This is a genomic window from Microbacterium barkeri, from assembly GCF_027921765.1.
Lineage (GTDB): Bacteria > Actinomycetota > Actinomycetes > Actinomycetales > Microbacteriaceae > Microbacterium > Microbacterium barkeri.
This window is the reverse complement of the sequence record NZ_BSEJ01000015.1, coordinates 1-26,677: the sequence shown is the minus strand read 5'-3', so window position 1 is coordinate 26,677 and position 26,677 is coordinate 1. Positions and strand designations below refer to the sequence as shown.

Here is a 26,677-nt window from a genome sequence, read left to right as displayed (position 1 = left end):
TGCTCGGCGCGCTCCTCGTCCTGTGGCTCGGGCTCATCGCCATCCTGTGGGTCCAGGCGAAGCGGGCAGGGCGAGACGTGGACTGGCGGGAGGCGGCCCGACTCGTTCCCGACGTGATCCGGCTCATCCGGCGACTGGCGGCGGATCGCACGGTGCCTCGATCGACGCGATGGTGGCTCCTGGGCGCCGAGGCGGCGCGGAAATAGGGGTCGAACACGCGGGAGGCGTCGCCGGCGGCCATCCCGATCCCCGTGTCGGAGACGGTCACCTCCACGTGGTCGCCGGCGGCGCCCGCATGGATGTCGACGCGGCCGCCGCGCGGGGTGTACTTCACGGCGTTGCCGACGACGTTGTCGACGACCTGGCGGACGCGGAAGGCGTCGCCGACGAGCAGGAGCCCGCCCTCCTCTGTCGAGTCGAGGACGACGCCGGCGGCCTGCGCGGTCGCCGCGAAGGCCGCGGCGGAGGCGCGCACGACGCCGGCCAGATCGAACTCCGACATGCTCTCGGGCGCCCGGCCGTCGCGGTCCTGCAGCACCGAGGCGATGAGGCGCTGCATCCGCAGGGCGGCGTCGTCGATGACCTCCAGCCGGTCGCGCACGCCGGCGGGCAGGTCGTCGCGCTCGAGCAGCAGGTCGCTGTGCCCGAGGATGGCCGTCAGCGGGTTGCGCAGCTCGTGCGAGATCGTGCGGGCCATCGTCGCGCGCACGCGCTCGGCCTCGCGCTCGTCGGTGATGTCCTCCACGACGAGAACCGTGGTCGGGTCGCCCGCCGGGTCCTCCTGGCTCGGGTGCGCGGAGGCCCGCAGCAGCCGCCAGCGGCCGTCGACGTCGAACAGCCAGACCTCGTCGTCCTCGAACGTCTCGCCGCGCGCCGCGCGGGCGGTCGTCGTCTCATCCGCCGGGACGGCCTCGCCCCGCCGCGCGCGGTACTCCACGGCGGGCGTGGGCTGGTGCAGCAGGATCTCGCCGATGCCGTACAGGTCGCGGTACGCCGCGTTCGCGACCGTGACCCGCCCGTCCGCGTCGACCTGGGCGACGCCGACGCGGATGGAGTTGAGCAGGGCGGCGCTGTGCTGCTCCTGGTGGCGGGCGCGCTCGGCGGCGCCCTCGAGCTGCTTCGACTGGCGGATGAGCAGGCGCCGCGTCGCCCGGCCGCGGGAGGCGCCGACCCAGACGGTCGTCGCGATGAAAGCGAGCGAGGCGAGCACGATCAGGAGCCGCACGGCGTGGAGGTTGGTGAACGAGGTGGTGAGCCCCGCCGCGACCAGGCTCGCGGCCACGGTGCACAGGGCCGCCACGATCGGCCCGATGGAGTAGTACGTCGCGATCCAGGTGATGGGGAAGACCCAGAGGTACGCCACGCGCAGGTCGCTGCTGGCGGAGATGAGGCCGATCGCGAGGATGTCGACGGCGGGCAGGACGTACGCGACCCGCGCCCCGAGGCGGTCCCAGGGGACGACGAGGGAGACCAGCGTCGTCGCGACGAGGACGCCCATGCCGAGGAGGAACACCGGCTGCGTGAAGATGTCGCGCGCCAGGAGGGCGACGACGGCGACGATCACGACCGCGGCGAAGGCGATCACGAGCTGCCAGCGCCACACCGAGCGGGCCAGCGGGCCGCCGTACCTCGTCGCGTCCACGAGGCCGGGGGTCACCGCCTCGTCGCCTGCGCTCATGCCCGAAGTGTAGCCAGCGGCGCGGGCTCTCCGCGCTCGCCGCGGCATCCCGCGCCCGAGGGGCGGGAGAGGCCTACCCTGGACGGGATGAAGGTGATCTCGTACAACCTGCGCAAGCACGCCGCGGCCGCCGAGCTGGAAGGGCTCGTCGAGCGGTGGGACGCCAACGTGCTGTGCCTGCAGGAGGCCGACACGGCGGATCTCCCCGCGCACATCGGCGGGCTCGCGCTCGCCCGCGCCACGCAGCGCAACCGCCTGGGGCTCGCGCTCTACTACCGCGAGAACATGTTCCGCCTCAGCGACGTCGTCATGATGTCGCTCAAGCGCTCACTGCACGACATCGTGCTCAAGCCCGCGCACGAGCGCCTCCTCGGCGCGCGGCTGTTCGACATCGACGCCGGGCGCGAAGTGGTGCTGGCCTCCTTCCACGCCGCGCCGCTCACCGCCCTGAACTCGCTGCGGCGCCATCAGATCCGATCCGCCCTGGGCGCGCTCGGCCGGCTCGGACCGGGACTGCCGACCCTCATGGTCGGCGACTACAACTACCCCGTCTTCAAGGAGCGCCTGCACGAGCGCGTGCGCGGGCAGGGGTACGACCTCACCCTGTCCGACTCGCGCACCTACACGCGCTACCGCTTCTTCAAGGGGCACTACGACTTCGCCACGTCCGCGGGCCTGGCGATCGACGACGTCACCACCCTCCCGCAGGGCAGGAGCGACCACCTCCCCATCCTCGTCCGCGCGAGCTACCGGTGAGGCGCCCGCATCCCCCGTCCCGCTTTGCCTCTGCGGGGCGCGTCCGCTAAGCGGTCTCTTTGGCACCCGTCTGGGTGTCGCGAACGTGAGCCCTCCACCGCGCGTGCAGGCCGGGATCGACCGGTCACACCGCCCGGAGCGGGATTCACGAACGTCTCCGTTCGAAAAGAAAGCAGCACTACTGTGACGCGCACTTACAGCCCGAAGGCCGGTGAAGCCCAGCGCGAGTGGCTCGTGATCGACGCCACCGACGTCGTCCTCGGACGCCTCGCCTCGCACGCCGCCGCGCTCCTCCGCGGCAAGCACAAGGCGACGTTCGCCCCCCCCCACATGGACATGGGCGACTTCGTCATCATCGTGAACGCCGACAAGGTCGCGCTCACCGGTCAGAAGCTCCAGCAGAAGAAGGCCTACCGTCACTCGGGCTACCCGGGCGGGCTCAAGGCCGTCACGTACGCCGAGCTCCTCGAGAAGAACCCGGTCCGCGCTGTCGAGAAGGCAGTCCGCGGCATGCTCCCCAAGAACACGCTTGGCCGTGAGCAGCTCGCGAAGCTGAAGGTGTACGCCGGTGCCGAGCACCCGCACGCCGCTCAGCAGCCCAAGACGCACACCCTCGACCAGGTCGCCCAGTAAGCGGCGCCCCTAAGGACTTCATCGTGGCGAACGAAATCGAAAACGACATCCAGAACTACTCGACCGAGACGCCGGCGAACGACGTCGTCGTGGCCGAGCGCCCCGTCGTGAGCGTCCCCGGTGCTGCCGTGGGCCGTCGCAAGCAGGCCATCGCCCGCGTGCGCATCATCCCCGGCTCGGGCTCCTTCACGGTCAACGGCCGCACGCTCGAGGAGTACTTCCCGAACAAGCTGCACCAGCAGCTCATCACGGACCCCTTCACGGTGCTCAACCTCAACGGCGCGTACGACGTGATCGCCCGCATCAACGGCGGCGGCCCCTCGGGCCAGGCCGGCGCGCTGCGCCTCGCCATCGCGCGCGCCCTCAACGAGGTCGACCGCGAGAACAACCGCCCGACCCTCAAGAAGGCCGGCTTCCTCACGCGCGACGCCCGCGTCATCGAGCGCAAGAAGGCCGGTCTCAAGAAGGCCCGCAAGGCTTCGCAGTTCTCGAAGCGCTAAGGCGAGATCCACTCCATGCCGCTTTTCGGGCTCTTCGGACATCCGGTGGGGGTCATGGGGTGAGTCCGCCGGCGGCGAGGAGCATGCGGAGCCGGTAGTTGTGCCGGTTGCGGTAGCCGCGGGCGAGGCGGCGGTGGAGCTCGATGATCCCGTTCACGGCCTCGGTGCCACCGTTCGATGACCGCCCCGTCGTGAAGTACGCCAGGAACGCGTCGCGCCAGCGGCGGAGGGTGCGGCCCAGTCGTGCGATCTCGGGGATCGGGCAGGTGTGGAACGTGTCGACGACTTGCTCAGCGATCCGCCGCCCCGCGGCCAGATCGCCCTGGTGGTAGGCGGAGCGGAGTTGCTGCGCGCACTGCCAAGCGACGAACACTTCGTCGTGCGCGGGGTCGGCTTCCATCGCCGCGGTCAGCCTCACCCGCTGCTTGTCGGTGAGGTTCTCGGCCCCGGCGCGCAGGATGGTCTGCACCCCGTAGAGCGGGTCGCCCTTGCGTCCGCGGTGCCCGAGGGTGTCCTGCTGAACGCGACGGCGGACCTCGTCGACCGCGGCGGTGCCGAGCTTCACAACGTGGAACGCGTCGAGGACGGCGACGGCGTCGTCGAGCTTGTCGTCGATCGCGGTCTTGTATCCGGCGAACGGATCCAACGCGGCGACCTTCACCTGCTTCCGGAACGCGTCGCCGCGCTCACCGAGCCAGGTCGCGTACGCCTTCCCGGATCGACCGGGCACCAGATCCAGCAGCCTGGCCCGCGTCTTCCCTTGGCTGTCGCGGGTGAGGTCGACCATCCCGGTCAGCTCCTTCGGCCCCCGTCGGCGCGGGTCGACGTGATGCCAGACGCGCTCGTCGACGCCGAGGCTGGTGACATTCTCGAACAAGGACTCGTCCGCCGCGAGCTTGACCAGTTCGGGTTCGACGGCCCGCCACACCGTCTTCCACGACGTCCCGAGCTGCCGGGCGAGTCCTTGGATGGTGGCGTGCTCGCGACGCAGCTGCCCGATCGCCCACGCGACGGCGCGGGCGGTGATCGACCCGCGCGGCGCGACCAGCGACGGGACCTGTTCCACGAACGTCTTCCGCGGACAGCCGGACTCGCCGCACCGCCACATCCGCTGCCGCCACACCACCCTCACCCGCGTCACACCCGGCACGTCATGCAGCACCCGAAGGCGCCGACCACGGCTCGTCACGAGCACGCCGCACCCCGGGCAGCCCGTCGGGGACGCCGGAGTCGAAACGGTCACCACAAGAAGTCCGTCGCGACGCTCGACGTGCTCGACATGGACACCGTCGAGGCCGAGAAGCAGGTCGCAGCGGGCACACGGACAGTCGGCGGGGCGCGCGTCAGCGCACCCCGAAGTAGGGTGAAGCACGTCGAGGTCCTCGGTCGGAATCAGAGAGTTAGCGCTTCTGATCCTCGGGGACCTCGACCCCTACCGCCGAATCACCGCCCGGCCACCCTCACCCCACCGGATGTCCGAAGAGCCGCTTTTCGGCACGGACGGCGTGCGGGGGCTCGCGAACGGAGCCCTCACCGCCGACCTCGCTCTCTCCCTGGCCCAGGCGACCGCCGTCGTCCTGGGCCAGGGGCGTTCCGCCGAGGCGCGCCGGGCCGCCGGCAAGCGCGCCACGGCCGTCATCGCGCGCGATCCCCGCATCTCGGGTGAGTTCCTCAGCGCGGCCGTCTCGGCGGGCCTGGCGGCCTCGGGCGTCGACGTCTACGACGCCGGCGTCATCCCGACCCCTGCGCTCGCCTTCCTCATCGGCGACCTCGACGCCGACTTCGGGGTCATGGTGTCGGCCTCGCACAACCCGGCGCCCGACAACGGCATCAAGATCTTCGCCCGCGGGGGCGTGAAGCTGCCGGACGTCGTGGAGCAGCGCATCGAGCGCTACCTGGAGCGCGACAAGCTCCTGCCCACGGGCGGCGACGTCGGGCGCATCCGCCGTTTCTCGGACGCCGAGGACCGCTACCTGCTGCACCTGCTCGGCACCCTGCCCGCGCGGCTCGACGGCATCCACGTCGTCCTCGACTGCGCCAACGGCGCCGCCGCGGGCGTCTCGCCGCAGGTGTTCAAGGACGCGGGCGCGACGGTCACCGTCATCGGCGCCGACCCCGACGGGCTGAACATCAACGACGGCGTGGGGTCGACCCACATCGACAACCTCGCGGAGGCCGTGCGCGCGCACGGGGCCGACGTGGGAATCGCGCACGACGGCGACGCCGACCGCTGCCTCGCGGTGACCGCCGACGGCGTCGCCGTGGACGGCGACCAGATCATGGCGATCCTCGCGGCGTCGATGCAGGAGCGCGGGCTGCTCGCGGACGACACGCTCGTCGCGACCGTGATGAGCAACCTCGGCCTGCACGTCGCCATGCGCGGCCGCGGCATCGCGGTGAAGACCGCGGCCGTCGGCGACCGCTACGTGCTCGAGGAGATGAACGCGCACGGCTACTCGCTCGGCGGCGAGCAATCGGGGCACGTGATCATGAACGCGCACGCGACCACGGGCGACGGCGTGCTCACCGGACTGCACCTCGTGGCCGAGATGGCGCGTCAGGGCAAGAGCCTGGCCGAGCTCGCCTCGATCATGACCGTGTTCCCGCAGGTGCTCGTCAACGTGCGCGGCGTCGACAAGGCCCGCGTCGACGACGAGGTCGTGCAGGCGACCGTTCGCCGCGTCGAGGAGGAGCTCGGCGACACCGGCCGCGTGCTGCTGCGCGCCTCCGGCACCGAGCCGCTCGTCCGCGTAATGGTGGAGGCCGCCGACGAGGAGACCGCGAAGCGCCACGCCGACGGCCTCGCCGCGGTGGTCGAGGAGCGCCTCGGGCTGTAGCCCCGCATCGCGAAAGGGCGGACGGCTTCGGCCGTCCGCCCTTTCGCGTGCCGGGCCGGTCAGCCGGCCTGCGCCGTGGTCATCCGGAGGCGGAGCGTCGCGACCTCGAAGGCACGGAGGTCGAACGACGCCCCCTCGGGTGTCATCTCGACCCGCTTGTCGACGGGCTGCTCGAGGATGTCGACGGGGACGATCCCGGAGGCCGCGACGCGGACCTGCGCCCGTGTCGGCGCGCCCAGCGACTCGTAGAGGCGCACGACCACGTCACCCGAGCCGTCCTCGGCGAGCTTGACGGTGTGCAGCACGACCCCCTCTCCTCCGACGCGCACGAGCGGCTCCACGCCCGAGCGTCCCCGGACCGTGCGGATCGCGCTGTCGAGGTCGTAGGCGGCTTCGACGGCGTCGGACGTCGACCCGACCACGATCCGGGAGCGGAAGACGTGCGTGCCCTGGTCGCTCTCCGGATCCGGGTAGAGCGGCGAGCGGAGCAGCGTCTGCCGCACCTGGGTGGCGTAGCGGGACGATCCCGGGAGAGGCAGGCGGGTGACGTCGTGTCCGTAGGTCGAGTCGTTCACGACCGCGACCCCGGTGCGTCCGTCGTCGACGTGCATCCAGCGGTGCGCGACGATCTCGAAGCGCGCGGCGTCCCACGAGGTGTTCTCATGGATCGGCCGCGCGACCGAGCCGAACTGCGTCTCAGCGGTGGAGTGGCGCGCGTCGACGAGGAACGGGAAGGCGAGCTTGAGCAGCCGCTGCCGCTCGTGCCAGTCCACCGTGGTCTCGATGTCGACGTCGCCGCGCGCGCTCATCCGCACCACCTGCGACACGGTCGACGCCCCGAATCGCCGTGTGATCCTCAGCCTCTGCCCGTCCAGCTCCTCCACCGCGGCATCGTCACCGACCTCGATGCGCTGACGGCGGTAGTGCTCGTCGACGTCCCAGGCGTCCCAGTCGGTCGGGACGTCGTGATGCAGATGGAGCGCGTTCCCCCGGGTGTCGCCATCGAACAGCGAGCGCCCGGTGGCGCGGTCGACGAGCGCCGAGAACGTGCCGTCCGGGGCGACCCGTAGCTCGGCGGCCTCGTTTCGCAGGATGACCTCGCCGTCCTCGTGCGCGACGATCGCGCGCGCGTCGTCGGCCGGGCCCCGCTCGGCGATTCCGAGCGCGGGCACTCCGACGCGATCGAACGGGGACCCGTTCGCGGCGAGCTCGGTGTCGCCCTCTCCGACGAGCGTCGCGATCGCGTCGGCGATCATCCCCTCGAGCTCGGCGTGGGTCTCGGCGTGCAGGCGCTCGGCGTCGCGATGGACCCACGAGATCGAGCTGCCGGGCAGGATGTCGTGGAACTGCAGCAGCAGCGTGCGCTCCCAGAGCTCGGCGAGCCGTTCGGCGGGATACTCCGCACCCGTCCGCACCGACGCCGTGGCCGCCCACAGCTCCGCCTCCCGCAGGAGCGCCTCCGACCTCCGGTTGCCGCGCTTCGTGCGCGACTGGGAGGTGTACGTGCCGCGATGCAGCTCCAGGTACATCTCGCCCATCCACACGGGCGGGCGCATGCCGGACGCCTCCTCCTCCGCCGTCGCGAAGAAGTCGGCCGGGCTGCCGAAGGCGACGCGGGGGAGGCCCTCCACATCCGCGGAGCGCCTCCCGGCCTCGAGCATCTCGCGCGTCGGTCCGCCGCCGCCGTCGCCGTATCCGAAGGGCACGATGCCGCCGCCGAAGCCCGCGTGGTCCTCGAAGTTCTCGCTCGCGTAGACGAGCTCCGCAGGCGACAGATCGGAGTTGTACGTGTCCACGGGGGTGAAGTGCGTGAGGATGCGGGTGCCGTCGATCCCCTCCCACTCGAAGGTGTGATGCGGCATCCGGTTCGTGCGGTTCCACGACATCTTCTGCCCGAAGAACCAGCGTGCCCCTCCGCTTCGCGCGATCTGCGGCAGGGCGCCGGTGTATCCGAAGCTGTCCGGCAGCCACACCTCCTCGCAGGTGATCCCGAACTCGCGCCGGAAGAAGCCCTGCCCCGCGACGAACTGTCGGGCCAGCGACTCCCCGCTGGGCATGTTCGTGTCCGACTCGACCCACATGCCCCCGACGGGCACGAACTGCCCCGCCTCGACCCGTTCGCGGATGCGCGCGAACAGGTCGGGATAGAAGTCCTTCATCCAGCGGAACTGCTGCGCGGACGAGCACGCGAAGACGAAGTCCGGATTCTGCTCCATCAGTGTCACGACGTTGGAGAACGTCCGCGCGCACTTGCGGACGGTCTCGCGCAACGGCCACAGCCAGGCCGAGTCGATGTGGGCGTGGCCCACGGCCGTCAGCGTCATGGCGCTCGCGTGCGCCGGTGCCGCGAGCGCCGGCTCGAGAGCGCGCCGCGCCGCGGCCGCCGTGCCGGTCAAGTCCTGGGGATCGAGCGCCTCGAGCATCCGCTCCAGTGCGGCCAGGACGAGCTCGCGGCGACGACGCTCGGTGGTCGCCGCGACGGCGATGCCCCTCAGGAGATCGATGTCGTGGCGGAGCGCGGAGACCTCGGCGTCGCGGAGGACCAGCCGCGCGCCGCCGAAGCGGTAGCGCGGCTCGTCGCCGGCCGTGTCCCAGTCGCCCAGCGGCGAGAGCGGGATGAGGTCGATCCCGTCGGGGGTGTTGAGCGTCGGGTTGGCGGCCGCCTCCACCCAGTACTCGATGGGCGTCCCGGCCTCCCCGTCGAGCGCGATGCGGTGGTTCAGGGGCGACAGCGCGCGGATCACCTCGCCCGTCGGGGAGTAGACGAGGCCCTCGGCCTGGAAGCCCGACTGCGCGGCCGTGAAGCCGAGGTCGACCGCCAGTTCGAGGACGGCTCCGCGCCGTTCCGGGGAGCCGACCTCCCAGCCGTCGGGGACCGCTCCCGACACGTGCATCCAGACCGTGTCCCACGCCCGGCCCCATGCCGCGCCGGGCTCCAGGGGCTCGAAGACGCCATCGGTGCCCTCCGCGAACGAGACGGGCTCGCCGCCCACCGCGCGAGCGGCGACGGACAACGGGGCCGATGCGCGGATCTCGCCGGGGACGATCACCTCGCGGCGGGTGCGGTCGAGCCGGCGCACGACCTGCGTGGCGGCATCCTGCTGTCGGACCTCGGTCATCGAGGACTCCTTCTCATGACGGGGAAGCGTCGCGCGAACCACGCTGAACGCGAGCTTTAGTCAACCATATGGATTAAAGCCCCGCCAGAGGCGCCCTGGTCCGGGGCCTCCTCAGCCGGTCCGACCCGGCAGGAACAGCTGCGTGGGGGCGTCGAAGGTCGTGGCCCACATCGCGAGCGACGCGGCCCCGACGGCGCCCACGTCGTCGTTGATGGACGACCCGCGCACCTCGACGTCGTGCAGCGCGTGGAAGAGGAAGTCCTTGGCGATCGCGGGGGGAGCGATCCGCAGGATCGACGGCATCATCGCGGGCCATTGCGGGCCGCCGAAGATCACCGCGTCCAGGTCGAGCGCGTTCGCCAGCTGCCCGGCGACGCGGGCGTAGCTCCGGGCGGCGCGGTCGATCAGGGCCGCCTCGTCGCCGCCGGGGCGCTGGGCGGCGGCGGCGCACAGCTCCGCGAGGGCACGCTCGACCGCGCGGGCGTCTCCCAGATCGACCGGGCTCACGAGCTCGCGCGCCGCCGCCTCGCCGACCAGCGTCGCCGGCAGGGCCGTGAGGCTCAGGCAGCCGCGGCCGCCGCAGGGGCAGATCGGGCCGTTGGGATCCCCGCTCATGTGGCCGATGTTGCCCAGGTTGGAGCTCGACCCGCGTCGGACCTCGCCGTCCAGCACGATCCCCGCCCCCGCTCCCGTTCCGAGGTACATGAAGGCGAAGTTCTGCGGCGGATGGGGATTGCTCCACAGCTCGCCCAGGGCGGCGGCCGTCGTGTCCTTCTCGACCACGACGGGCAGCCCGAGGCGCTCTTCGAGGTCCTCGCGAAGGGCCACGTCCTCCCAGCCGGGCAGGTTTGGGGCGTCGCGCACGGATCCCTGGGCGACGTCGATCGGCCCCGGGGTGGCGACGCCGATAGCGGCGACGCGGACGAAGGGGATGTCCGCCGCGTCGATCAGCTCGCGGATCCGCAGCTCGATCTCCGCGAGCATGGCGCCGGGCTCGGGGGTGTCGGGCGTGCGCATGCTCAGGCGCTGCACGGTGTCGCCGGCGAGCGTCAGGATGACGAAGGTGAGCCGCGCGGGATCGATGTGCAGGCCGATCGTGTACCGCCCCGCGCCGTTGACCTCGAAGATCGTCCGCGGGGCGCCGGCCGCCCCCGAGACCCGGCCCGTCTCGCGGATGAGCTCGGCCTCGGTCAGGCGCCGACAGATGTTCGAGACGGTCTGCGCGGTCAGCCCCGTCTCGCGCACCAGCTCGACACGGCTGATCCCCGGCGAGCGCCGGACGAGGTCGAGGACGAGCATCTGGTTGTAGTCGGCGACGCGGGGGAGGTTGCTCCCGCGCCGCCGGGGTCCGCGCGGGGGGAGCGGAGAGGGGGCACGGCTCGGCATGTCCCGATCGTAGTCGAGTACATGGCCTTGACACACTCAATTTGATGGAATTTACTGGCCACTGTCCGCATCAAGGGAGAGGCAACGTCAATGAAGACCCAGAGGTACCTGTCAGCCGTGGCAGCCAGCGTGCTCGCCATCGTCGTGTTCTCGGGATGCAGCTCGGGAGCCGCGGAGGACGAGGACGGAGTCGTCCGCCTCACGTTTCGCCAGTTCGATCCCGCCGACCAGGTGGAGGGCCTCGTCGAGGCCGTCGACTCCTGGAACGCGGATCACCCCGACATCCAGGTCGACCTCGAGACCGTGACGCCGAACAACCCGCAGCAGTTCGCGCGCGAGGCGAACTCGGGCTCGGGTCCCGACGTCATCCACATGGCGCTCGCGGACGTCGCGTTCCTCGCGCAGCCCCGCGTGCTCCTGCCTCTCGACGACCTCATGTCGTCGGAGCCGCTCGACGGCGCCGACCAGCTGCTCGCGACCGAGATGACCGTCATCGACGACACCACGTGGGGCGTCCCGTGGACGGCCGACACGATGGCGCTCGTGTACCGTCCCGACGTGCTCGCCGACGCGGGCATCGATGCGACCCCTGAGACATGGGAGGACTTCCAGCAGGTCGCGGAGGACATCACCACGGGCAGTGACGGCGCCGTCAGCGGGTTCTGCTTCGCCGCCGGCGCCCAGCAGCCCGCTGCGCAGTGGTTCGCGATCAACTACTACCTCTGGAACCACGACCAGTACCTCATCGAGAACGAGGGCGGGCAGTGGCAGGCGGGCGTCTCCGAGGACGAGCTCGCGGCGGCCATCGACTACTTCGACGCGTTCTTCGAGAGCGGCACGACGCCCGCGTCCATGCAGGCGCTCACCGATTACGCCGACCCGGCGATCGCGACGGCCCTGCAGGACGGCACCTGCGCCATGACCTACATGCCCCCCGCCGCCTTCCGCACCGTCGAGGAACAGGTCGACGCGGAGCTGGCCACCGCGCCCATGCCGGGAGGCCTCGTCGACGGCTCGACCCACCTGGGCGGCCGCGCCCTCGGCATCAACGCGAACAGCGCCCATCCCGAAGAGGCGTGGGCCTTCATCGAGTACCTCATGAGCTCGGACACGTTCGCGACCTACTCGCAGTACCCGGCGTCGGCGCAGACGCTCACCGAGCTGGACGTCGACCCCGCCGAGCAGGGCTTCGTCGATCAGCTGCCCCACTCCGTGCCGTTCGCGAAGTACATCGGCGCGCCGATCACGACCGCGTCGCTGCAGGAGCTCGTCAACCAGCAGTTCTCGGCGGTCTACTCCGGGCAGTCCGACAGCGAGACCGCGGCGCGCGCCATCCTCGACACCATCGAACAGGGTCTTCAGGGCTGATGGCGACGCTGACGAAGCGCCGGGGAGAACGGCTGCAGCCCTATCTTCTGAGCGCCCCGGCGCTCGTCATCGTCGCGCTGCTGTTCCTGTTCCCGTCCATCTACAACGTCGTCCTCGCCTTCCAGAAGCTGTCTCCGTACGACGCTCCCGGCGACGGCGAATGGGTCGGCCTGCGCAACTTCCAGCGCGTGTTCTCCGATCCGCAGTTCGGCGGAGCCGCGTTCAACACGGTGTTCTGGCTCACGCTCGTGACGGTCGTCCTGCGGCTCGTCTTCGGGCTCGCGCTGTCGATCGCCCTGCACTCGCCCGTGCTGCGGCGCTGGCGCCTGCGCGGGGTCGCACGCACGATGGCGCTCATCCCGTGGATGGTCCCGCCCGTCGTGGCCGTCGCCGCCTGGAAGTGGATCCTCGACGGCAACTCCGGCGTCCTCAACCAGACGCTCCAGGCGCTCGGGCTGATCGACGCGGGGGTCCCCTTCCTCGCCCAGACGAGCACGGTGTGGTGGTGCATCGCCGCGATCGTCGTGTGGCGCGAGCTGCCGTTCGCCGTGATGGTGCTGCTCGCGGGCCTGCAGTCCATCCCGGACGAGCAGTATGAGGCCGCTGCCCTCGACGGAGCCGGACGGTGGACGTCGTTCGTGAACGTCACGCTGCCCAATCTGCGGCCCGTCCTCACGGTCGTCGTGCTCGTGACCGTGATCGCGACGTTCAACAACTTCGTCTACGTCTGGCTGACCACGGGCGGCGGCCCCGGGACGTTCACGTCCGTCCTGGCCACCGAGCTCTACTCCACGGCGTTCTTCGCGAACGACCTGGGCGGAGCGGCCGCGATCGGCCTCGTCATGACCGCGATCATGGCGGTGTTCGCCGTGATCTACATGCGGGTGACCGCGAAGGAGGACTCCTGATGAGCCAGACCCGCGCCCTCGTGACCGCCGGCGCTCCCCGCCGTCGTCGGGTATCCGCGGAGAGCCGGCGGGCATCCGATCTCCTCCTGCTGATCCCGCTGTTCGCCGTGCTCCTGATCATCGTGTTCCCCGTGCTGTGGATGGCGTACAGCTCGCTGCGGCCGGCGAGCGCGATCGCGGGCGGGATCACGTGGGACACGGCCTTCTCGGGGCTCAGCTTCGACGCCTACTCGCGGCTGTTCGCGGGGACCGGATTCGAGCACTACCTGGTGAACAGCATCGTCATGTGCCTGGCGGGCACCGCCGTCACCGTCGTCGTCTCGGCCCTCGCGGGGTTCGCCCTGTCGCGGTACGCCTTCCGCGTCAAGAAGCTCGTCATGCTCCTGCTCGTGGCGACCCAGCTTCTCCCGTTCGTCGTGCTGGTGACCCCCGTGTACCTGTTCTTCGCCGAGCTGGGCCTGCTCAACAGCTATGTCGGCATCGTCATCGTCTACGTCGCGATGACGCTGCCGCTGGCCGTGCTCCTCATGACCGGCTTCTTCAACTCCGTCCCGCGCACGCTCGACGAGGCGGCGCGCGTCGATGGAGCGTCGACGCTCACGGTGATCTCGCGCATCATCGCGCCGCTCACGTGGCCCGGCATCGTCACCGTCGCCGTCACCGCGTTCATCTCGATGTGGGAGGAGTTCCTGTTCGCGCAGGTGTTCCTCACGAGCGACTCGCTCAAGACCGTGCAGGTGGGGCTCGCCGGCCTCTTCGGCGAGTACGGAACCGACTGGGGCGTCGTGATGGCCGCGTCCGTCATCGCCGCCCTGCCGACCATCGTCCTGTTCTCCCTGTTGCAGCGCCGGCTCGTCGCCGGCGTCGCCGCGGGCGCCATCAAGGAGTGATCCATGACCCGACCGAACGTCGTCATCATCTACGCCGATGACCTGGGGTGGGGTGACGTCGGCTGCTTCGGCTCCGACGACATCGACACGCCGGCCATCGACTCCCTCGCCGCCTCGGGCCTGCGCCTGACCCAGTGGTACGCCAACTCGCCGGTGTGCTCTCCGTCGCGGGCGTCCCTCATGACGGGGAGATACCCCGCCCACGCCGGCGTGGAGGCGATCCTCGGCGGCACGCGAAGGACGCCGGGTCTTCCTCCGCAGGCCACGATCGCGTCCGAGCTGCGGGGACGCGGATACCGGACGGGCCTGTTCGGCAAGTGGCATCTCGGCGCCGCGCCCGAGTACGACCCGCTCCACTACGGGTTCGAGGAGTTCTTCGGCTTCCGGGCGGGATGCGTCGACTACTACTCGCACATCTTCTACTGGGGCGAGCACAACCCCGTCCACGACCTGTGGGAGGGGGACCGGGAGGCCTGGCGCAACGGCGAGTACCTCACCACCGTGATCGGCGACCGCGCTGCGAGGTTCATCGAGGAGAACGCGGACGGCCCCTTCCTCTGCTACGTGCCGTTCAACGCGCCGCACTACCCGATGCACGCGCCCGCCGAGTACATGGAGCGATACGCGCACCTCGAGGACGGGCGCCGCACGATGGCCGCCATGGTGAGCGCGATGGACGACGCCATCGGACACATCCTGGCGACGCTCGACCGGCTCGGGCTCCGCGAGGACACCATCGTGTTCTTCTCCTCCGACAACGGCCCCTCCGCCGAGAGCCGCAACTGGCTCGACGGTGAGGAGATCTCCTACGACGGGGGCTCGACCGGCGGGCTGCGCGGGACGAAGGGATCGGTGTTCGAAGGCGGCATCCGGGTCCCCTCGATCGTGTCGTGGCCCGCGGGACTTCCCGAGGGAGCGGACTACGACGAGGTCGGGCTGATGATGGACGTCCTGCCCACGATCCTCGATGCGATCGAGCGCGCCGACGCGAGCGGCGACGGCGGCGTCAGCGGGGACGGAGGCGTCGACGGGCGGACGCACCTCGACGCCTGGCGTGCCGTCGAGGGCGCTTCCGAACCGCCGGCGGACAGAGCGGTGTTCTGGGCCTACGAGGGGCAGTGGGCGGTGCGGCGGCGCGAGTGGAAGCTGGTCGTCGACGCCCGCGAGGGCATGGTCCCGCCCGCCGTCGTCGACCGCGCCCTGTTCGACATCCGCCGCGATCCGGCCGAGACGACGGACGTCGCACGCGACTTCCCCCGGGAGCTGGCCGAGCTGGAAGCAGCGCTCGACGGCTTCCAGCAGCAGCACGACGGGTGGACGCGGGCGTCCTGACCGCCGCCCGCTCCGCCCCGGGTGCCACCGGGAGCCCAGCGAGTCTTCCTATGCTGGAGGCATCATGGGCACCTCCGGCAACGACCCCGCGCAGTACTACCGGCGAGGGCGCGCAGCCGACACCGGCGCGCCCCTCGTCGCAGCCGCGCCCCTCGTCGCAGCCACGCCCCTCTCGCCGACGCGGCGCGATCGAGCGACGCGTCGCGGCCGCGGGCTGCGGCCCTGGATGATCTGGGGCCCGGCCGCGTTCATCGCGCTCGTCGTCGTGGGCGTGGGCGCCGGCCTGCTCCTCGGCGGATCCGGCGACGACGCGGCCGCCGAGCCGGCGCCGACGCACTCGGCCGAGTACGCGGAGGCGCGGGCCGCGGTCGACGAGGCGCTCGCGGACTATCGCTCGACGCTGTCCGCAGCGCGCGAGGACTTCGCGCAGCGGGCGGCCACGGCGGACGGGCTCGCCTCGGCGCTCGGGGCGGCGGAAGGCGTCGTCGACGAGGAAGCGCGCGCCGCGGCCACCGCGTCGGTCGAGGCGTTCCGGACGGCCGTGGACCCGGCCGCGCTGCCCGAGGAGAGCACCGCGGAAGAGGCCGTCGTCGAGGACGGCGTCCCCTCGGACGACGCCGAGGTCGAGAGCGCGCTCGCCGCCTTCGAGACCGCGAGCACCGAGATCGCCGCACGCAGCGCCGTCCTCGACGACGTGGTGGCCGCCGCGGAGGCCTCGGAGGGCGAGGTGCGCGCGTCGCTGGACGCGCTCCGCGCGACCGTGCCCGCGACCGTCGAGGCGGAGCTCGCGGAGAACCCGGACGTCTCGGCCGACATCGCCGCGGCGACGGCCGATGCGGGCCAGGCGCTCGTGGACGCCGCGGAGCCGGCGGACGCCGCCGCGCGCCTCGACGAGTTCGTCGCGGCGGTCGGGGCGCTGCGCGAGGACCAGCATCGCGCCGTCCTCGAGTACGACCGCGAGCGTGCGGAGGCCGAGGAGCGGGAACGCCGGCAGCAGGAGCAGCCCGCACCGGCGCCCGAGCCGGCGCCCGAGGCGACCCCGGAGGAGACGCCGGCGCCCGAGGAGACGCCCGTGCCGGACGAGACGCCCGCACCCGAGGACACCGCCGAGCCCGAGGAGACGCCCGCACCCGAGGACACCGCCGAGCCCGAGGAGACGCCTGTCCCCGACGCGACACCGCGGTCGACCGAGGCCCTGCTCTGAGCCGTGCCCGTCGGCGTCGACCGCACGGGAAACGGACGTCAGCGCGGGAGCCTGCGGGCGTTGCGGGCCGGGCCGGGCGTCACCAGCCGAGGTCCTCGATGTAGCGCAGCAGCACGCCCTCGCGGAGGGCCCAGGGCGACACCTCGAGCTCGTCGATCCCGAGAGCGCCCATCGCCTCGTGCAGCACGACCGCACCCGCCGTGATCTGGAACGTGCGATCGGCCGTGATCCCGGGCAGCTCGCGCCGCGCGTCGGCCGGCACGCGCGCGAGCACCAGGATCCACGAGCCGAGCAGATCGCGGCGCAGCACCATCCGCGGCGAACCCGACCATCCCGTCATCGGATGGCCGGCGAGCCGCGCCAGCGAGCGGATCGTCTTCGACGAGCCGGCGACCAGCTCGGGCCGGGGGAGCGCCGCGAAGCGCTCGGCCACGGGTGCGAGCGTCCGCCGCGCGTGCTCGCGCAGCAGCGCGATCTCGGTGTCGCCGGGAGGATCGTCGGGCAGGAACTCGACCGTCATGCGCCCCGCTCCCAGCGGGACCGACTCGGCGAGGTCGGGGAGCTCGTCCGCGCCGCCGGCGATCTCGAGAGAGCCGCCGCCGATGTCGAACAGCAGGATCTGGCCCGCGGACCATCCGAACCACCGCCTCACCGCGAGGAACGTGAAGCGCGCCTCCTGCTCGCCGCCGAGCACCTGGAGGGGCTGCCCGAGGGTCTGCTCGATCCGGAGGATCACATCGGGCCCGTTGGCCGCCTCCCGCACGGCCGACGTGGCCGTCGCGAACACGGTGCGGGGCCGCGTCCAGGACGGGCGGATCGTCATCCCCGAGCGAGCACGCGGCAGGCGCCGCCGATGGGCGAAGACGTCAGCGAGGAGTGACGCTGATCGACGAAGGCGAATCGGCGGCGCGGCGACTATCACTGGACATCGCGCATCACCTGCCTTCGGATCGGGGAACGGGCATGGAGAGCCCGGAGAATGATACGTCGCGGCTGCCGAGGCGTCAAAACCCGGGGGCGCTCCGCCGGGGGAAACCCCGACCTCTCAGCGCGCGACGTAGCGGAGGAGTGCGGCTCCGTGCGGTGCGAGGGAGAGGCGGATGGCCGTGCTGCCGTGAGCGACGCCGCGCACGGCGGCATGATCGGTCGCGATCTCGGCACCCGTCCACAGCTCGCGCAGCTCTCCGTCGAGCTGAGCGGGGAGACCGACGTTCTGCGCGTCGAGGGCGATGTCGCGCGCCTCATCGTGGAGGTTGAAGGCGGCGACGTAGCGCTCGCCGTCGGTGCCATCGGCCGTCCACAGCACGAGGCCGTTCTCGCGGAACACCTCGCGACTCGCCTCGGCGCGCAGCAGCGCGAGCGCATCGGCGTTCGTGAAGAGCGCGATGGTGGCGGGGTCGCTCGTCGGAAGGTCTCCGCCGATCATGAGGGGCGACCGGGCCACGAGCCACAGCGTCATGAGCGAGACCCGCTCGGCGGGGGTCAGGCGGTCGTGACGCGGCTCGCCGCGCTCGGCCCGGATGCCGATCCGGCCGAGCGGCAGCATGTCGCCGTCCGGCCATCCGCTCGCCGACGCGTGCGGCGCCCAGCGCGCGAAACGGGCGAAGTTCGCCTCGACGTCGTGCCAGTCGTCCCACAGGTCGTCGCAGATCCGCCACATCGTCGCGTGCTCGCGGAGGTGCTCGAGGCGCGTGAGGGAGAGGTCGCGGCCCGGCGAGAGGCTCAGCTCGATCGGGCGGCCGGTGCGGGCGATGGCGCGCGCGTAGGCCTCGATGTCGGCCGCCTGGTACGGCCACAGCATGTCGTCGGCCTTGATGAAGTCGACGCCCCACGACGCGTAGAGATCGAGCGTGGAGTCGTAGTACGCCTGCGCCGCGGGGTGGTCATGGTCGAGTCCGACCATGTCGGGGTTCCACTCGCAGGCGTTCGCGGCGTCGGCGACCTCCGACGCGCGCGCGTCGGTGCCCAGGATCGGCGCGTCGGCGGCGACCGCGCGCCGCGGGATGCCCCGCATCGTGTGGATGCCGAAGCGGAGGCCGAGCGCGTGGATGCGCTCGGCCAGCGGCCCGAAGCCCGCGCCGCCGGCCGAACTCGGGAAGCGCCCCGGGTCGGGGATGAGCCTGCCGTGCTCGTCCATCGCGAGCGGCGCGTCGTCGTTGTACCCGTGCGAGCGCGCGGTCGGATCGGACCAGTCGATGTCGACGACCACCGTGTCCCACCCGTAGGGGAGGAGGTGCTTCGCCATGAACTCGGCATTCGCGAGGACCTCCGCCTCGGTGACGGTGGTGCCGAAGCAGTCCCAGCTGTTCCAGCCCATGGGCGGGGTGGTGCGCGCGAGCGGCATGGTGTCCCTTCATCGGGTTCGCGGGAGGGCACGACGCGGTGCCGCGGACGACGCTACCGGAATTCTCACGTTGGAGGAGACCGGCGATCGGATGGCGCGAGCGCGCTCTACCCTGGACGGATGGCGGAGGTCGAACGCGATCCCGAGCAGCTGCTCACGGTCGGCGAAGTGAGCGCGCGAACCGGAGTCGCCGTGTCAGCGCTGCACTACTACGAGCAGCTCGGACTCATCGCGGCCTCGCGCACGTCGGGAAACCAGCGCCGGTTCCGTCGCCACATGATCCGCCGCATCACGCTCATCGCGGTGGCGAAGCGGCTCGGCATCCCGCTCGCCGACGTCCGCCGAGCGCTTGCCGACGTGCCGCTCGACCGACGGCCCACGCAGGAGGACTGGCAGCGGGCCTCGCGCGAGTGGAAGCGCGTGCTGGAACGCCGACGGCAGGCGATCGAGCGTCTCGAGCACGAGCTGACCGGCTGCATCGGCTGCGGCTGCCTCTCGATGAACGCGTGTCGCCTGCTCAACCCCGACGACGAGCTGGGCCAGGAGGGCGCGGGCGCGCGGCGGCTCGACGTCGACGACGCTTCCTGAGGGTCCGCCGCGATCGGCCGCCGATTTGACCTCAAGTGCACCTGAGGTTCTACCGTCGAAGCATGCACAGCCCATCCGTCGATGCCTTCAAGACCGCGTTCCGTCTGCATCCGGCGGGGATCGCGGTGGTGTCGGCTCGCACCGCGGAGGGGCCCGTGGGGCTCACGGCCTCGAGCGTCGCGTCGGTCGGACTGGACCCGCTCGCCCTCGCGTTCTCCGTGACCCGGTCGCGGGGGAGCGCCGGCGGCATCCTCCGCGCCGAGTCGTTCGTCGTGAACCTCGTCACCGCGCGCCACGTCGAGACCGCGCAGGCCTTCGCGATCACCGGCGCCGACCGCTTCACTCCCGAGCAGGGGTGGTCGACGCTCGAGACGGGCGAGCCCTACCTCCCGTCGGCGCGCTTCGCGCTGCGCTGCCGGCCTCTGCAGGTGACCCCCGTGGGCGCGTCCTCCCTGGTCCTCGCTGAAGTCCTCGACGTGATCGAAGGGGAGGCCGGCGAGCCGGTCGTCTACTTCGATCGCGCCTTCCACGTCCTCAACCCCACCGCGGTCGGCTGACCGCACCCACCCAGAGAGAAGGAAACGATGCCCGCATACGCACTGCCCGATCTTCCCTACGACTACTCTGCGCTCGCGCCGCACATCTCGGCGCGCATCATGGAGCTGCACCACTCGAAGCACCACCAGGCCTACGTCACGGGTGCGAACACGGCGCTCGAGCAGCTCGCCGAGGCGCGCGAGACGAACAGCCTCGCCAACGTGAACAAGCTCGAGAAGGACCTCGCGTTCAACCTCGGCGGTCACATCAACCACAGCGTGTTCTGGCAGAACATGTCGCCGGATGGCGGCGGAGCGCCCGAGGGCGAGCTCGCGGCCGCGCTCGAGGACGCGTTCGGCTCGATCGACGGCTTCCGCGCGCACTTCACCGCGACGGCTCTCGGCGTGCAGGGCTCGGGATGGTCGGTGCTCGCGTGGGACTCGGTCGGCGCGCGTCCCGTGATCTTCCAGCTGTTCGACCAGCAGGGCAACGCGCCCCTTGGCGTCACGCCGCTTCTCCAGCTCGACGTGTGGGAGCACGCGTACTACCTCGACTACCAGAACGTGCGCGCGGACTACGTGAAGGCGTTCTGGGAGGTCGTCAACTGGGCCGACGTGCAGCGCCGCTTCGAGGCCGCGCGCACGGCGACGTCGGGCCTCATCGTCCCGGCGGCGAGCTGAGCCCTCGCGCAGACGGCGCGCGACTCGCGACACGGCTGCGGCGGGCAGCGCTTCTGGCGCTGCTCGCCGTGCCCGTCGCGGTCGGCGCCGTCGCGAGTGTCATCGGGCGCTGAGGCCGCCGAGCGCCTCCGCAGCCGCCGTGATGCGCTCGGCCATCCCCGCGAAGATGAATCCGTGGAAGGGCAGGACGGCAAGCCAGTAGAGGCGTCCGGCGAGACCGCGCGGGAAGAACACCGCTCGCTGCCGGTACCGGGCGCCGGCGCCGTCCGGCTCGACCCCCAGCTCGAGCCACGCGGCACCCGGGACCTTCATCTCCGCCCGCAGCCGCAGGAGACGGCCGTCCTCGATCGCTTCGACACGCCAGAAGTCGATCGCGTCGCCGACGCGAGCCGCGCTGCGGGAGCGCCGCCCGCGCCGCAGTCCGACCCCGCCCGCAACCCGGTCCATCCAGCCCCGCGCCGCCCAGAGGACGGGTGAGGAGTACCAGCCGTTCTCGCCCCCGATGCCGAGCACGATCTCCCAGACGTCCTCGGCCGAGGCGCGCGTGCAGCGTTCGCGCTCATCGGTGAAGACGGTGCGGCCGGCCCATTCGGGGTCGCTCGGCAGCGGGTCGCTCGGTGCGCCGGAGACCTCGGCGTCCTGCCAGCTCGTCTCGACACGGTCCGCGTCGAGTCGGCCGAGCGCGAGGCGCACCGCCTCGCGATACGGCGTCAGCCCGCCTGCGGGAGGCGGGATGAGGTCGTCGGGCACGCCGTCCTTCACGATGCACTCGTTCTGAAGCGACGCGATCAGCGGGCGCGCGATCGCACGCGGCACCGGAGTGACCAGGTTCACCCAGTGAGATGCGAGGGTCGGCGTGAGCACGGGCAGCGCGGCGATGGCGCGCTGGCGCAGCCCCGCCTCGATCGCGTAGCCGTTCATCATCTGCCCGTATCGGAGCACGTCAGGACCGCCGATGTCGATCGCACGGCTGATCCCGCTGGGAGCCCGTGCGGCTCCGAGCAGGTAGTGGAGCACATCGCGGATCGCGATCGGCTGGATGCGGTTCCGCACCCAGCGCGGCGCGGGCATGTACGGGAGGACCTCGGTGAGATGGCGGATCATCTCGAATGATGCCGAGCCGGAGCCGATAACGACGCCCGCCTGCAGCACCAGAGTCGGCACCCCCGAGTTGAGGAGGATCTCGCCGACGGCGACGCGCGAGCGGAGGTGCGGTGAGAGCTCGGCATCGGCGGGATGCAGCCCGCCGAGATAGACGAGGCGGCGGACACCGGCCGTGGCCGCCGCCTTCCCGACGGTCTGCGCCGCGAGCTCGTCTGCGCGCTCGAATCCCCGGCCGGCTCCCATGGAGTGGACGAGGTAGAACAGCACATCGACGTCGTCGCATGCACGCGCGACCGCGCTCGCCTCGGCAGCGGAGCCCTCGACGATCTCCACCTCGTCGCCCCACGGCAGCGATCGTGCACGAGCGGCGTCTCTCACGAGCACGCGCACGCGGTATCCGGCTGCGACGAGCCGCGGCGTCAGTCTGCCGCCGACATAGCCCGTCGCCCCGAGCACGAGCGCGCGAGGTGGTGTGCCGTCCGCTCGCGGAAGCGCGCGCAATGCCGGTTCGTGTCCCGTGGGCGCCGTGAGGTCGATCATCCGCTCAGGCTAGGAGGCCCCGTTCGCCGCCGCCCAGCGCTTGACAGCCGGCGCGAGGACGCGATTCCTTGCGCCGAGATGACGGCTGGTTAGAATACCGGTGTTCTGTGCCGGCTGGCACGGGGGAAGACGTGGCCCTGACTGCGGGTCCGCGACCGGATGGCACGGAGAGCAGCTATGACCGCTGGCGAAGACGACGCCGTTGCCGCGTCTTCGCATGGCGGCGCGCGTCGGAGTCGTCGGGACCGCCTCCCGGAGGCGGTGCCCGTGCGCCGTCTCGACACGGCGCCCGTGACGCCGCTCATCCTGCCGTCGTACGGGTCCGCTCCGCGCCGCGGCGGTGCCTCGGGCATCGCGGCTCTGCCGTTCGCGGCGCCGGTCACGCCCGTGCGCACCGAGGACGCCGCGAACGGATCGTCGTTCCGCGCGGGTCAGCTCGTCGCCGCAGGCACGGCGGCTGCGGTGATCGCCGCCGTGGCGACCGCGTTCACTCCGGGAGGCGGCGGCGGGACGCTCCTCGGGTCGGGCTTCACCTTCGCTGAGGCACAGCAGGGGACCTACGCGGGCACCCCCGAGGCGGACGGCGAGGGCGGACTCGCCGTCGAGGTGGTCGAGCCGCCCGCCGATGACCTCGAGCCGCTCGGGATCCTGCCGTCGACGCTTCCTGACGACCTGCGCTCGGATGAGCCCGACGATCGCTCCGGCGGCGGAGGCGACGACAACGGCGGCGGCGATGACCCCCAGGACGAGCGCGACGGCGACGACCGAGAGGGGCACGACGACCGGGGCGGCCGAGACGACCATGGGGACGAGGACCAGGACTCGAGCCCGAGCCCCTTCCCGTGGTGGCCCGACTTCGATTTCGATCTCGACGACCCGTCTCCGACGACGAAGCCGCAGCCGTCGCGCGAGCCGAGCGATCCATCCGACCCCTCGCCAACGCGGGAGCCGTCCGAGCCGTCTCCGACGAGGGAGCCATCGGACCCGTCTCCGACGCGCGAGCCTTCCGAGCCCTCGCCCACCCGGGAGCCCTCGGAGCCTGCGCCCACGCGCGAGCCGTCCGAGCCGTCTGAGCCCTCGCCGACTCGCGAGCCGTCTGAGCCCGCTGAGCCGTCGCCATCCGAGCCGAGCGAGCCGTCCGAGCCGAGCGAGGAGCCTTCGACGCCGCCCACGAGCGAGCCCTCACAGCCGCCGAGCCCGAGTCTTCCTCCCACGAGTGAGCCCTCTCCGCCGCCCACGAGCGAACCGCCGGCCCCGGCACCCGATCCCCTCCGGTTCGCCGGGCTGAGCGAGAACTACACGCTCAGCCTCTTGGGAATCAAGGTGCTCGGAAGCTACACGCTCTCGGTGGTCGGCGAGCCCGGATCGACGGCGACCGTCACCTACGGCGGGTCCGCCGCGGGCTCGGTCACGTTCGGCGGCTCCGGTGCTGCGTCGATCACGCTGGGCAGGTCGCTCGTCGACCTCAAGCTGAGCAATCCCCTGATCCGCGTCGCGTACTCGGATGGCACGCCGGGTGCGCCGATCGAAGAGTACCGCGACAGCATCTGACTCCCCGCTCGATAGTCTGCTCGTCCGAGCATCCGAGAGGGGATGACATGGTCGCCGTGTACGTGGATCCTGTCGACGGCCGCGCCTATGGTCTGGACACGCCGCGCTGGCGCTCCGACGCGGGGCGGCCCCTCATGGTGAGTGCGCAGCGCGGGATCGCCCGCGACGAGATCGAGACGCGCGAGCGCTCGCTCTGGCGGTATCACGCCGCGCTCCCCGTCGACATCGCGCATCCGATCACGCTCGGCGAGGGGTGCACGCCGCTCGTGGAGCGGGAGTGGGGGCGTCATCGTCCGCTCTTCAAGCTCGAGTGGTTCAGCCCGACGGGGAGCTTCAAGGACCGCGGATCGAGCGTCATGCTGTCGTACCTGCGCGAGCGCGGAGTCGAGGCCGTGCTCGAGGACAGCTCCGGGAACGGCGGATCGTCGATCGCCGGGTACGGCGCGGCCGGCGGGATGGGGGTGCGCATCTTCGCGCCGGCCTCGACGTCTCCCGCGAAGATCGCGCAGGTGCGCGCATACGGTGCCGAGGTCGAGCTCGTCGACGGGCCGCGGGAGGCCTCTCAGGAAGCGGCGATCCGCGCATCCGACGAGACGTTCTACGCGAGCCACAACTGGCAGGCCCTCTTCCTCGAGGGGACGAAGACGCTCGCCTACGAGCTCTGGGAGGACCTCGGGTTCCGCGCGCCCGACAACGTCATCGTGCCGGTCGGCGCCGGGAGCAGCCTGCTCGGGTGCTGGCTCGGCTTCCGCGAGCTGCATTCCGCCGGTCAGATCGAGCGGATGCCGCGGCTGTTCGCCGCGCAGCCCCGGGGATGCTCCCCGGTGGTCGCCGCGCTCTCGGGAGAGCGGCACGCGCATGCGCCGACGATCGCCGAGGGCACGGCCATCCGATCGCCTCTCCGCCTCGACCAGATGCTGCAGGCGCTCCGCGAGACGGATGGCGCGGCTCTCGCGATCTCGGAGGAGGGCATCGTCGCCGCCCTGCGCGCGCTGTGCGATCGCGGGCTGTTCGCCGAGCCGACCAGCGCGCTCGCCGCGGCCGCCTTCGACGAGCTCGTCGCGCGCGGGGCGATCCGTGACAGCGAGACGACGGTCGTCATGCTCAGCGGCTCGGGGCTCAAGGCGGCCGAGACGATCCGGTCGCTGCTGTCCTGAGGCGTCCGGTGGCGTCAGGCGGCGTCGGCCTGCTGGCGCGCCTCGAGCACGTCGGGCATGTGCGTCGTCGCCCAGGTCTCCAGCGCGCGCAGCGGCTCGCGCAGGCTGCGTCCGAGGTCGGACAGCTCGTAGACCACGCGCGGCGGCACCTCGGCGTACACGGTCCGCGTCACGAGTCCGTCGCGCTCCAGTGCACGGAGCGTCTGCGTGAGCATCTTCTGCGAGATGCCCTCGATGCGGCGGGCGACCTCAGAGAAGCGAAGCGGCCCGTCCTCGAGCGTGCCGAGGACGAGAGCGGTCCATCGGTCGCCGATGCGGTCGAGCAGCTGCCGGCTGGGGCAGTCCTTGGCGTAGGGATTCCACGCGTCCATCACGCCTCACTTACGTCGCGGTGACCAGGGCACGGAAAAGTGCCTGCTTCCCCACAGTAACAGGCTCTCCTAGAGTGACTATTGCGCGGTGATCGCCGCGGACCGACTACAGGAGGACATCCAGATGACACGTATCGCCGTCTTCGGAGGAACCGGCTTCGCCGGAGGGCACATCGTCGAGAACGCCGTGGGGCGCGGACACGAGGTGATCTCGTACAGCCGGTCGGTTCCCGCGACGACGATCGAGGGCGTCGAGTACCGGACGGGGTCGATCGCCGATGCCGACACGGTGAAGCAGGCCGTCGCGGATGCCGACGTGGTGATCAGCGCCGTCGCCCCGCGGGGCGACATGGAGGGCGCGGTCGCGCCTGCCATCGCCCAGCTGGCCGAGGCCGCGCGCGCGGCCGGCACGCGGATCGGCGTGATCGGCGGCGCAGGGTCGCTGCACGTGTCGGAGGGCGGGCCTCGCGTGCTCGACAGCGGATTCCCGGAGGCGTTCAAGGCAGAGGCCCTTGAGATGACGGATGTCCTGGAGGCGCTCAAGGCCTCGCCCGAGGACCTGGACTGGTTCTTCATCAGCCCCGCGGGCGGGTTCGGCGCATTCAACCCCGGCGAGGCGAAGGGCACGTACCGTCTCGGCGGCGACGTGCTTCTCGTGGACGAGGACGGTGAGTCGTTCATCTCGGGTGCCGACCTCGCGCTCGCGATCGTGGATGAGATCGAGGCGCCGAAGCACCACCGCAAGCGCTTCACGGTCGCCTACTGACAGCTGGGGACGCTGGGGAGAGGCGGGGCGGTGGCGATGGCGGCCGCCCCGCCTCGGCGCAGGAGCGCGACACGCCCGACGCAGGCCTCGGTTTGCCCACCTCCTCCGATCCGCGTAATGTATTCCCTTGTCGCCGCCAAGCGGTGAGGTTGAGCCGGAAGGTTCCCCGCCCCAGGTCTGCGACAGAAACCGCCTCGAAGAAGAGACGCACTCGTGCGTCGACTCGAAGGGGTGGCGGTCGTTCTCTCGAGCGGCTGCGATCGACACGGCGTGTCGGATTCGCATCCTGGTGAGAGAGCGGCTAAGATAGAGAAGTTGCCCCAGAGGGCCACGGCGGGAGTCGTGGGGCTGGGTGCGTCTGATCCTTGAGAACTCAACAGCGTGCACTTGTCAAATGCCAAATTATCCTCGTCCAGCTTCGGCTGGTT

Annotated in this window: 22 protein-coding genes and 1 pseudogene; 15 read left to right on the top strand and 8 right to left on the bottom strand. The window is 71.5% G+C overall.

The window, feature by feature from the left end:
• Positions 1-238 precede the first annotated feature (238 nt).
• Positions 239-1,498 (bottom strand): annotated as a pseudogene (locus PKE79_RS13925) (sensor histidine kinase); the annotation flags it as partial.
• A 267-nt stretch (positions 1,499-1,765) separates the two neighbouring features.
• Here PKE79_RS13925 and PKE79_RS13920 point away from each other — a divergent pair.
• From PKE79_RS13920 to rpsI, 3 genes are all read left to right on the top strand, one after another.
• Complete coding sequence (locus PKE79_RS13920) at positions 1,766-2,434, top strand: endonuclease/exonuclease/phosphatase family protein (RefSeq protein ID WP_271174309.1); 669 nt, start codon at positions 1,766-1,768, stop codon at positions 2,432-2,434.
• A gap of 183 nt (positions 2,435-2,617) precedes the next feature.
• Positions 2,618-3,067: a 50S ribosomal protein L13 gene (gene rplM / locus PKE79_RS13915; protein WP_271174308.1), complete on the top strand. Its 450-nt coding sequence runs from the start codon at positions 2,618-2,620 to the stop codon at positions 3,065-3,067.
• Between the two features lie 35 nt (positions 3,068-3,102).
• Positions 3,103-3,567, top strand: coding sequence for a 30S ribosomal protein S9 (rpsI, locus tag PKE79_RS13910; protein WP_374727776.1), 465 nt, complete (start codon positions 3,103-3,105; stop codon positions 3,565-3,567).
• 52 nt (positions 3,568-3,619) lie between these two features.
• On the opposite strand, the gene PKE79_RS13905 is transcribed toward rpsI, so the two are convergent.
• A complete protein-coding gene (locus tag PKE79_RS13905) occupies positions 3,620-4,939 on the bottom strand; it encodes an ISL3 family transposase (protein ID WP_438822811.1) in 1,320 nt (439 codons plus the stop codon).
• A 100-nt stretch (positions 4,940-5,039) separates the two neighbouring features.
• On the opposite strand from PKE79_RS13905, the gene glmM reads away from it, so the two are divergent.
• Positions 5,040-6,404, top strand: coding sequence for a phosphoglucosamine mutase (glmM, locus tag PKE79_RS13900; RefSeq protein ID WP_271174306.1), 1,365 nt, complete (start codon positions 5,040-5,042; stop codon positions 6,402-6,404).
• Positions 6,405-6,463: 59 nt separating this feature from the next.
• On the opposite strand, the gene PKE79_RS13895 is transcribed toward glmM, so the two are convergent.
• Positions 6,464-9,523 carry an alpha-mannosidase gene (locus PKE79_RS13895; protein WP_271174305.1) on the bottom strand — a complete coding sequence of 1,020 codons (3,060 nt, stop codon included), beginning with the start codon at positions 9,521-9,523 and terminating at the stop codon, positions 6,464-6,466.
• A gap of 111 nt (positions 9,524-9,634) precedes the next feature.
• A complete protein-coding gene (locus tag PKE79_RS13890; protein WP_271174304.1) occupies positions 9,635-10,909 on the bottom strand; it encodes an ROK family transcriptional regulator in 1,275 nt (424 codons plus the stop codon).
• A 90-nt stretch (positions 10,910-10,999) separates the two neighbouring features.
• Between PKE79_RS13890 and PKE79_RS13885 the strand changes: the two genes are divergently transcribed.
• The 5 genes from PKE79_RS13885 to PKE79_RS13865 all read left to right on the top strand — a co-directional run bounded on the left by PKE79_RS13885 (position 11,000) and on the right by PKE79_RS13865 (position 16,611).
• Positions 11,000-12,277: an ABC transporter substrate-binding protein gene (locus tag PKE79_RS13885; RefSeq protein WP_271174303.1), complete on the top strand. Its 1,278-nt coding sequence runs from the start codon at positions 11,000-11,002 to the stop codon at positions 12,275-12,277.
• Positions 12,277-13,185: a carbohydrate ABC transporter permease gene (locus PKE79_RS13880; RefSeq protein WP_271174302.1), complete on the top strand. Its 909-nt coding sequence runs from the start codon at positions 12,277-12,279 to the stop codon at positions 13,183-13,185. Before PKE79_RS13885 ends, PKE79_RS13880 begins: the two co-directional genes overlap by 1 nt.
• Positions 13,185-14,075 (top strand): carbohydrate ABC transporter permease, encoded by an 891-nt coding sequence (locus tag PKE79_RS13875; protein WP_271174301.1) that lies wholly within the window; start codon positions 13,185-13,187, stop codon positions 14,073-14,075. Before PKE79_RS13880 ends, PKE79_RS13875 begins: the two co-directional genes overlap by 1 nt.
• A gap of 3 nt (positions 14,076-14,078) precedes the next feature.
• Positions 14,079-15,407 (top strand): sulfatase-like hydrolase/transferase, encoded by a 1,329-nt coding sequence (locus PKE79_RS13870; protein WP_271174300.1) that lies wholly within the window; start codon positions 14,079-14,081, stop codon positions 15,405-15,407.
• Positions 15,408-15,471: 64 nt separating this feature from the next.
• Positions 15,472-16,611 carry a hypothetical protein gene (locus tag PKE79_RS13865; protein WP_271174299.1) on the top strand — a complete coding sequence of 380 codons (1,140 nt, stop codon included), beginning with the start codon at positions 15,472-15,474 and terminating at the stop codon, positions 16,609-16,611.
• A gap of 79 nt (positions 16,612-16,690) precedes the next feature.
• Here PKE79_RS13865 and PKE79_RS13860 read toward each other — a convergent pair whose 3' ends face one another.
• Positions 16,691-17,434, bottom strand: coding sequence for a Ppx/GppA phosphatase family protein (locus PKE79_RS13860; RefSeq protein WP_271174298.1), 744 nt, complete (start codon positions 17,432-17,434; stop codon positions 16,691-16,693).
• A 222-nt stretch (positions 17,435-17,656) separates the two neighbouring features.
• Positions 17,657-18,955 (bottom strand): glycoside hydrolase family 27 protein, encoded by a 1,299-nt coding sequence (locus PKE79_RS13855; RefSeq protein ID WP_271174297.1) that lies wholly within the window; start codon positions 18,953-18,955, stop codon positions 17,657-17,659.
• 120 nt (positions 18,956-19,075) lie between these two features.
• On the opposite strand from PKE79_RS13855, the gene soxR reads away from it, so the two are divergent.
• The 3 genes from soxR to PKE79_RS13840 all read left to right on the top strand — a co-directional run bounded on the left by soxR (position 19,076) and on the right by PKE79_RS13840 (position 20,760).
• Positions 19,076-19,543: a redox-sensitive transcriptional activator SoxR gene (soxR, locus tag PKE79_RS13850; RefSeq protein WP_271174296.1), complete on the top strand. Its 468-nt coding sequence runs from the start codon at positions 19,076-19,078 to the stop codon at positions 19,541-19,543.
• A gap of 62 nt (positions 19,544-19,605) precedes the next feature.
• Positions 19,606-20,100: a flavin reductase family protein gene (locus tag PKE79_RS13845; RefSeq protein ID WP_271174295.1), complete on the top strand. Its 495-nt coding sequence runs from the start codon at positions 19,606-19,608 to the stop codon at positions 20,098-20,100.
• A gap of 27 nt (positions 20,101-20,127) precedes the next feature.
• The gene (locus PKE79_RS13840; RefSeq protein WP_271174294.1) at positions 20,128-20,760 is read left to right on the top strand and encodes a superoxide dismutase; all 633 of its coding nucleotides are present in this window, start codon (positions 20,128-20,130) and stop codon (positions 20,758-20,760) included.
• A 99-nt stretch (positions 20,761-20,859) separates the two neighbouring features.
• Here PKE79_RS13840 and PKE79_RS13835 read toward each other — a convergent pair whose 3' ends face one another.
• Positions 20,860-22,404, bottom strand: coding sequence for an SDR family oxidoreductase (locus PKE79_RS13835; protein WP_271174293.1), 1,545 nt, complete (start codon positions 22,402-22,404; stop codon positions 20,860-20,862).
• A 267-nt stretch (positions 22,405-22,671) separates the two neighbouring features.
• Between PKE79_RS13835 and PKE79_RS13830 the strand changes: the two genes are divergently transcribed.
• Entirely contained in the window at positions 22,672-23,955 is a 1,284-nt protein-coding gene (locus PKE79_RS13830; protein WP_271174292.1) for a hypothetical protein, read from the top strand.
• Between the two features lie 47 nt (positions 23,956-24,002).
• Complete coding sequence (locus PKE79_RS13825; protein WP_271174291.1) at positions 24,003-25,112, top strand: threonine synthase; 1,110 nt, start codon at positions 24,003-24,005, stop codon at positions 25,110-25,112.
• Positions 25,113-25,126: 14 nt separating this feature from the next.
• Here the strand turns inward: PKE79_RS13825 and PKE79_RS13820 are convergent, their stop codons facing one another.
• Positions 25,127-25,483, bottom strand: a complete 357-nt coding sequence (locus PKE79_RS13820) for a winged helix-turn-helix transcriptional regulator (RefSeq protein ID WP_271174290.1) — start codon at positions 25,481-25,483, stop codon at positions 25,127-25,129.
• 124 nt (positions 25,484-25,607) lie between these two features.
• Between PKE79_RS13820 and PKE79_RS13815 the strand changes: the two genes are divergently transcribed.
• A complete protein-coding gene (locus PKE79_RS13815; RefSeq protein ID WP_271174289.1) occupies positions 25,608-26,249 on the top strand; it encodes an NAD(P)-dependent oxidoreductase in 642 nt (213 codons plus the stop codon).
• The last annotated feature ends 428 nt before the right edge of the window (positions 26,250-26,677 follow it).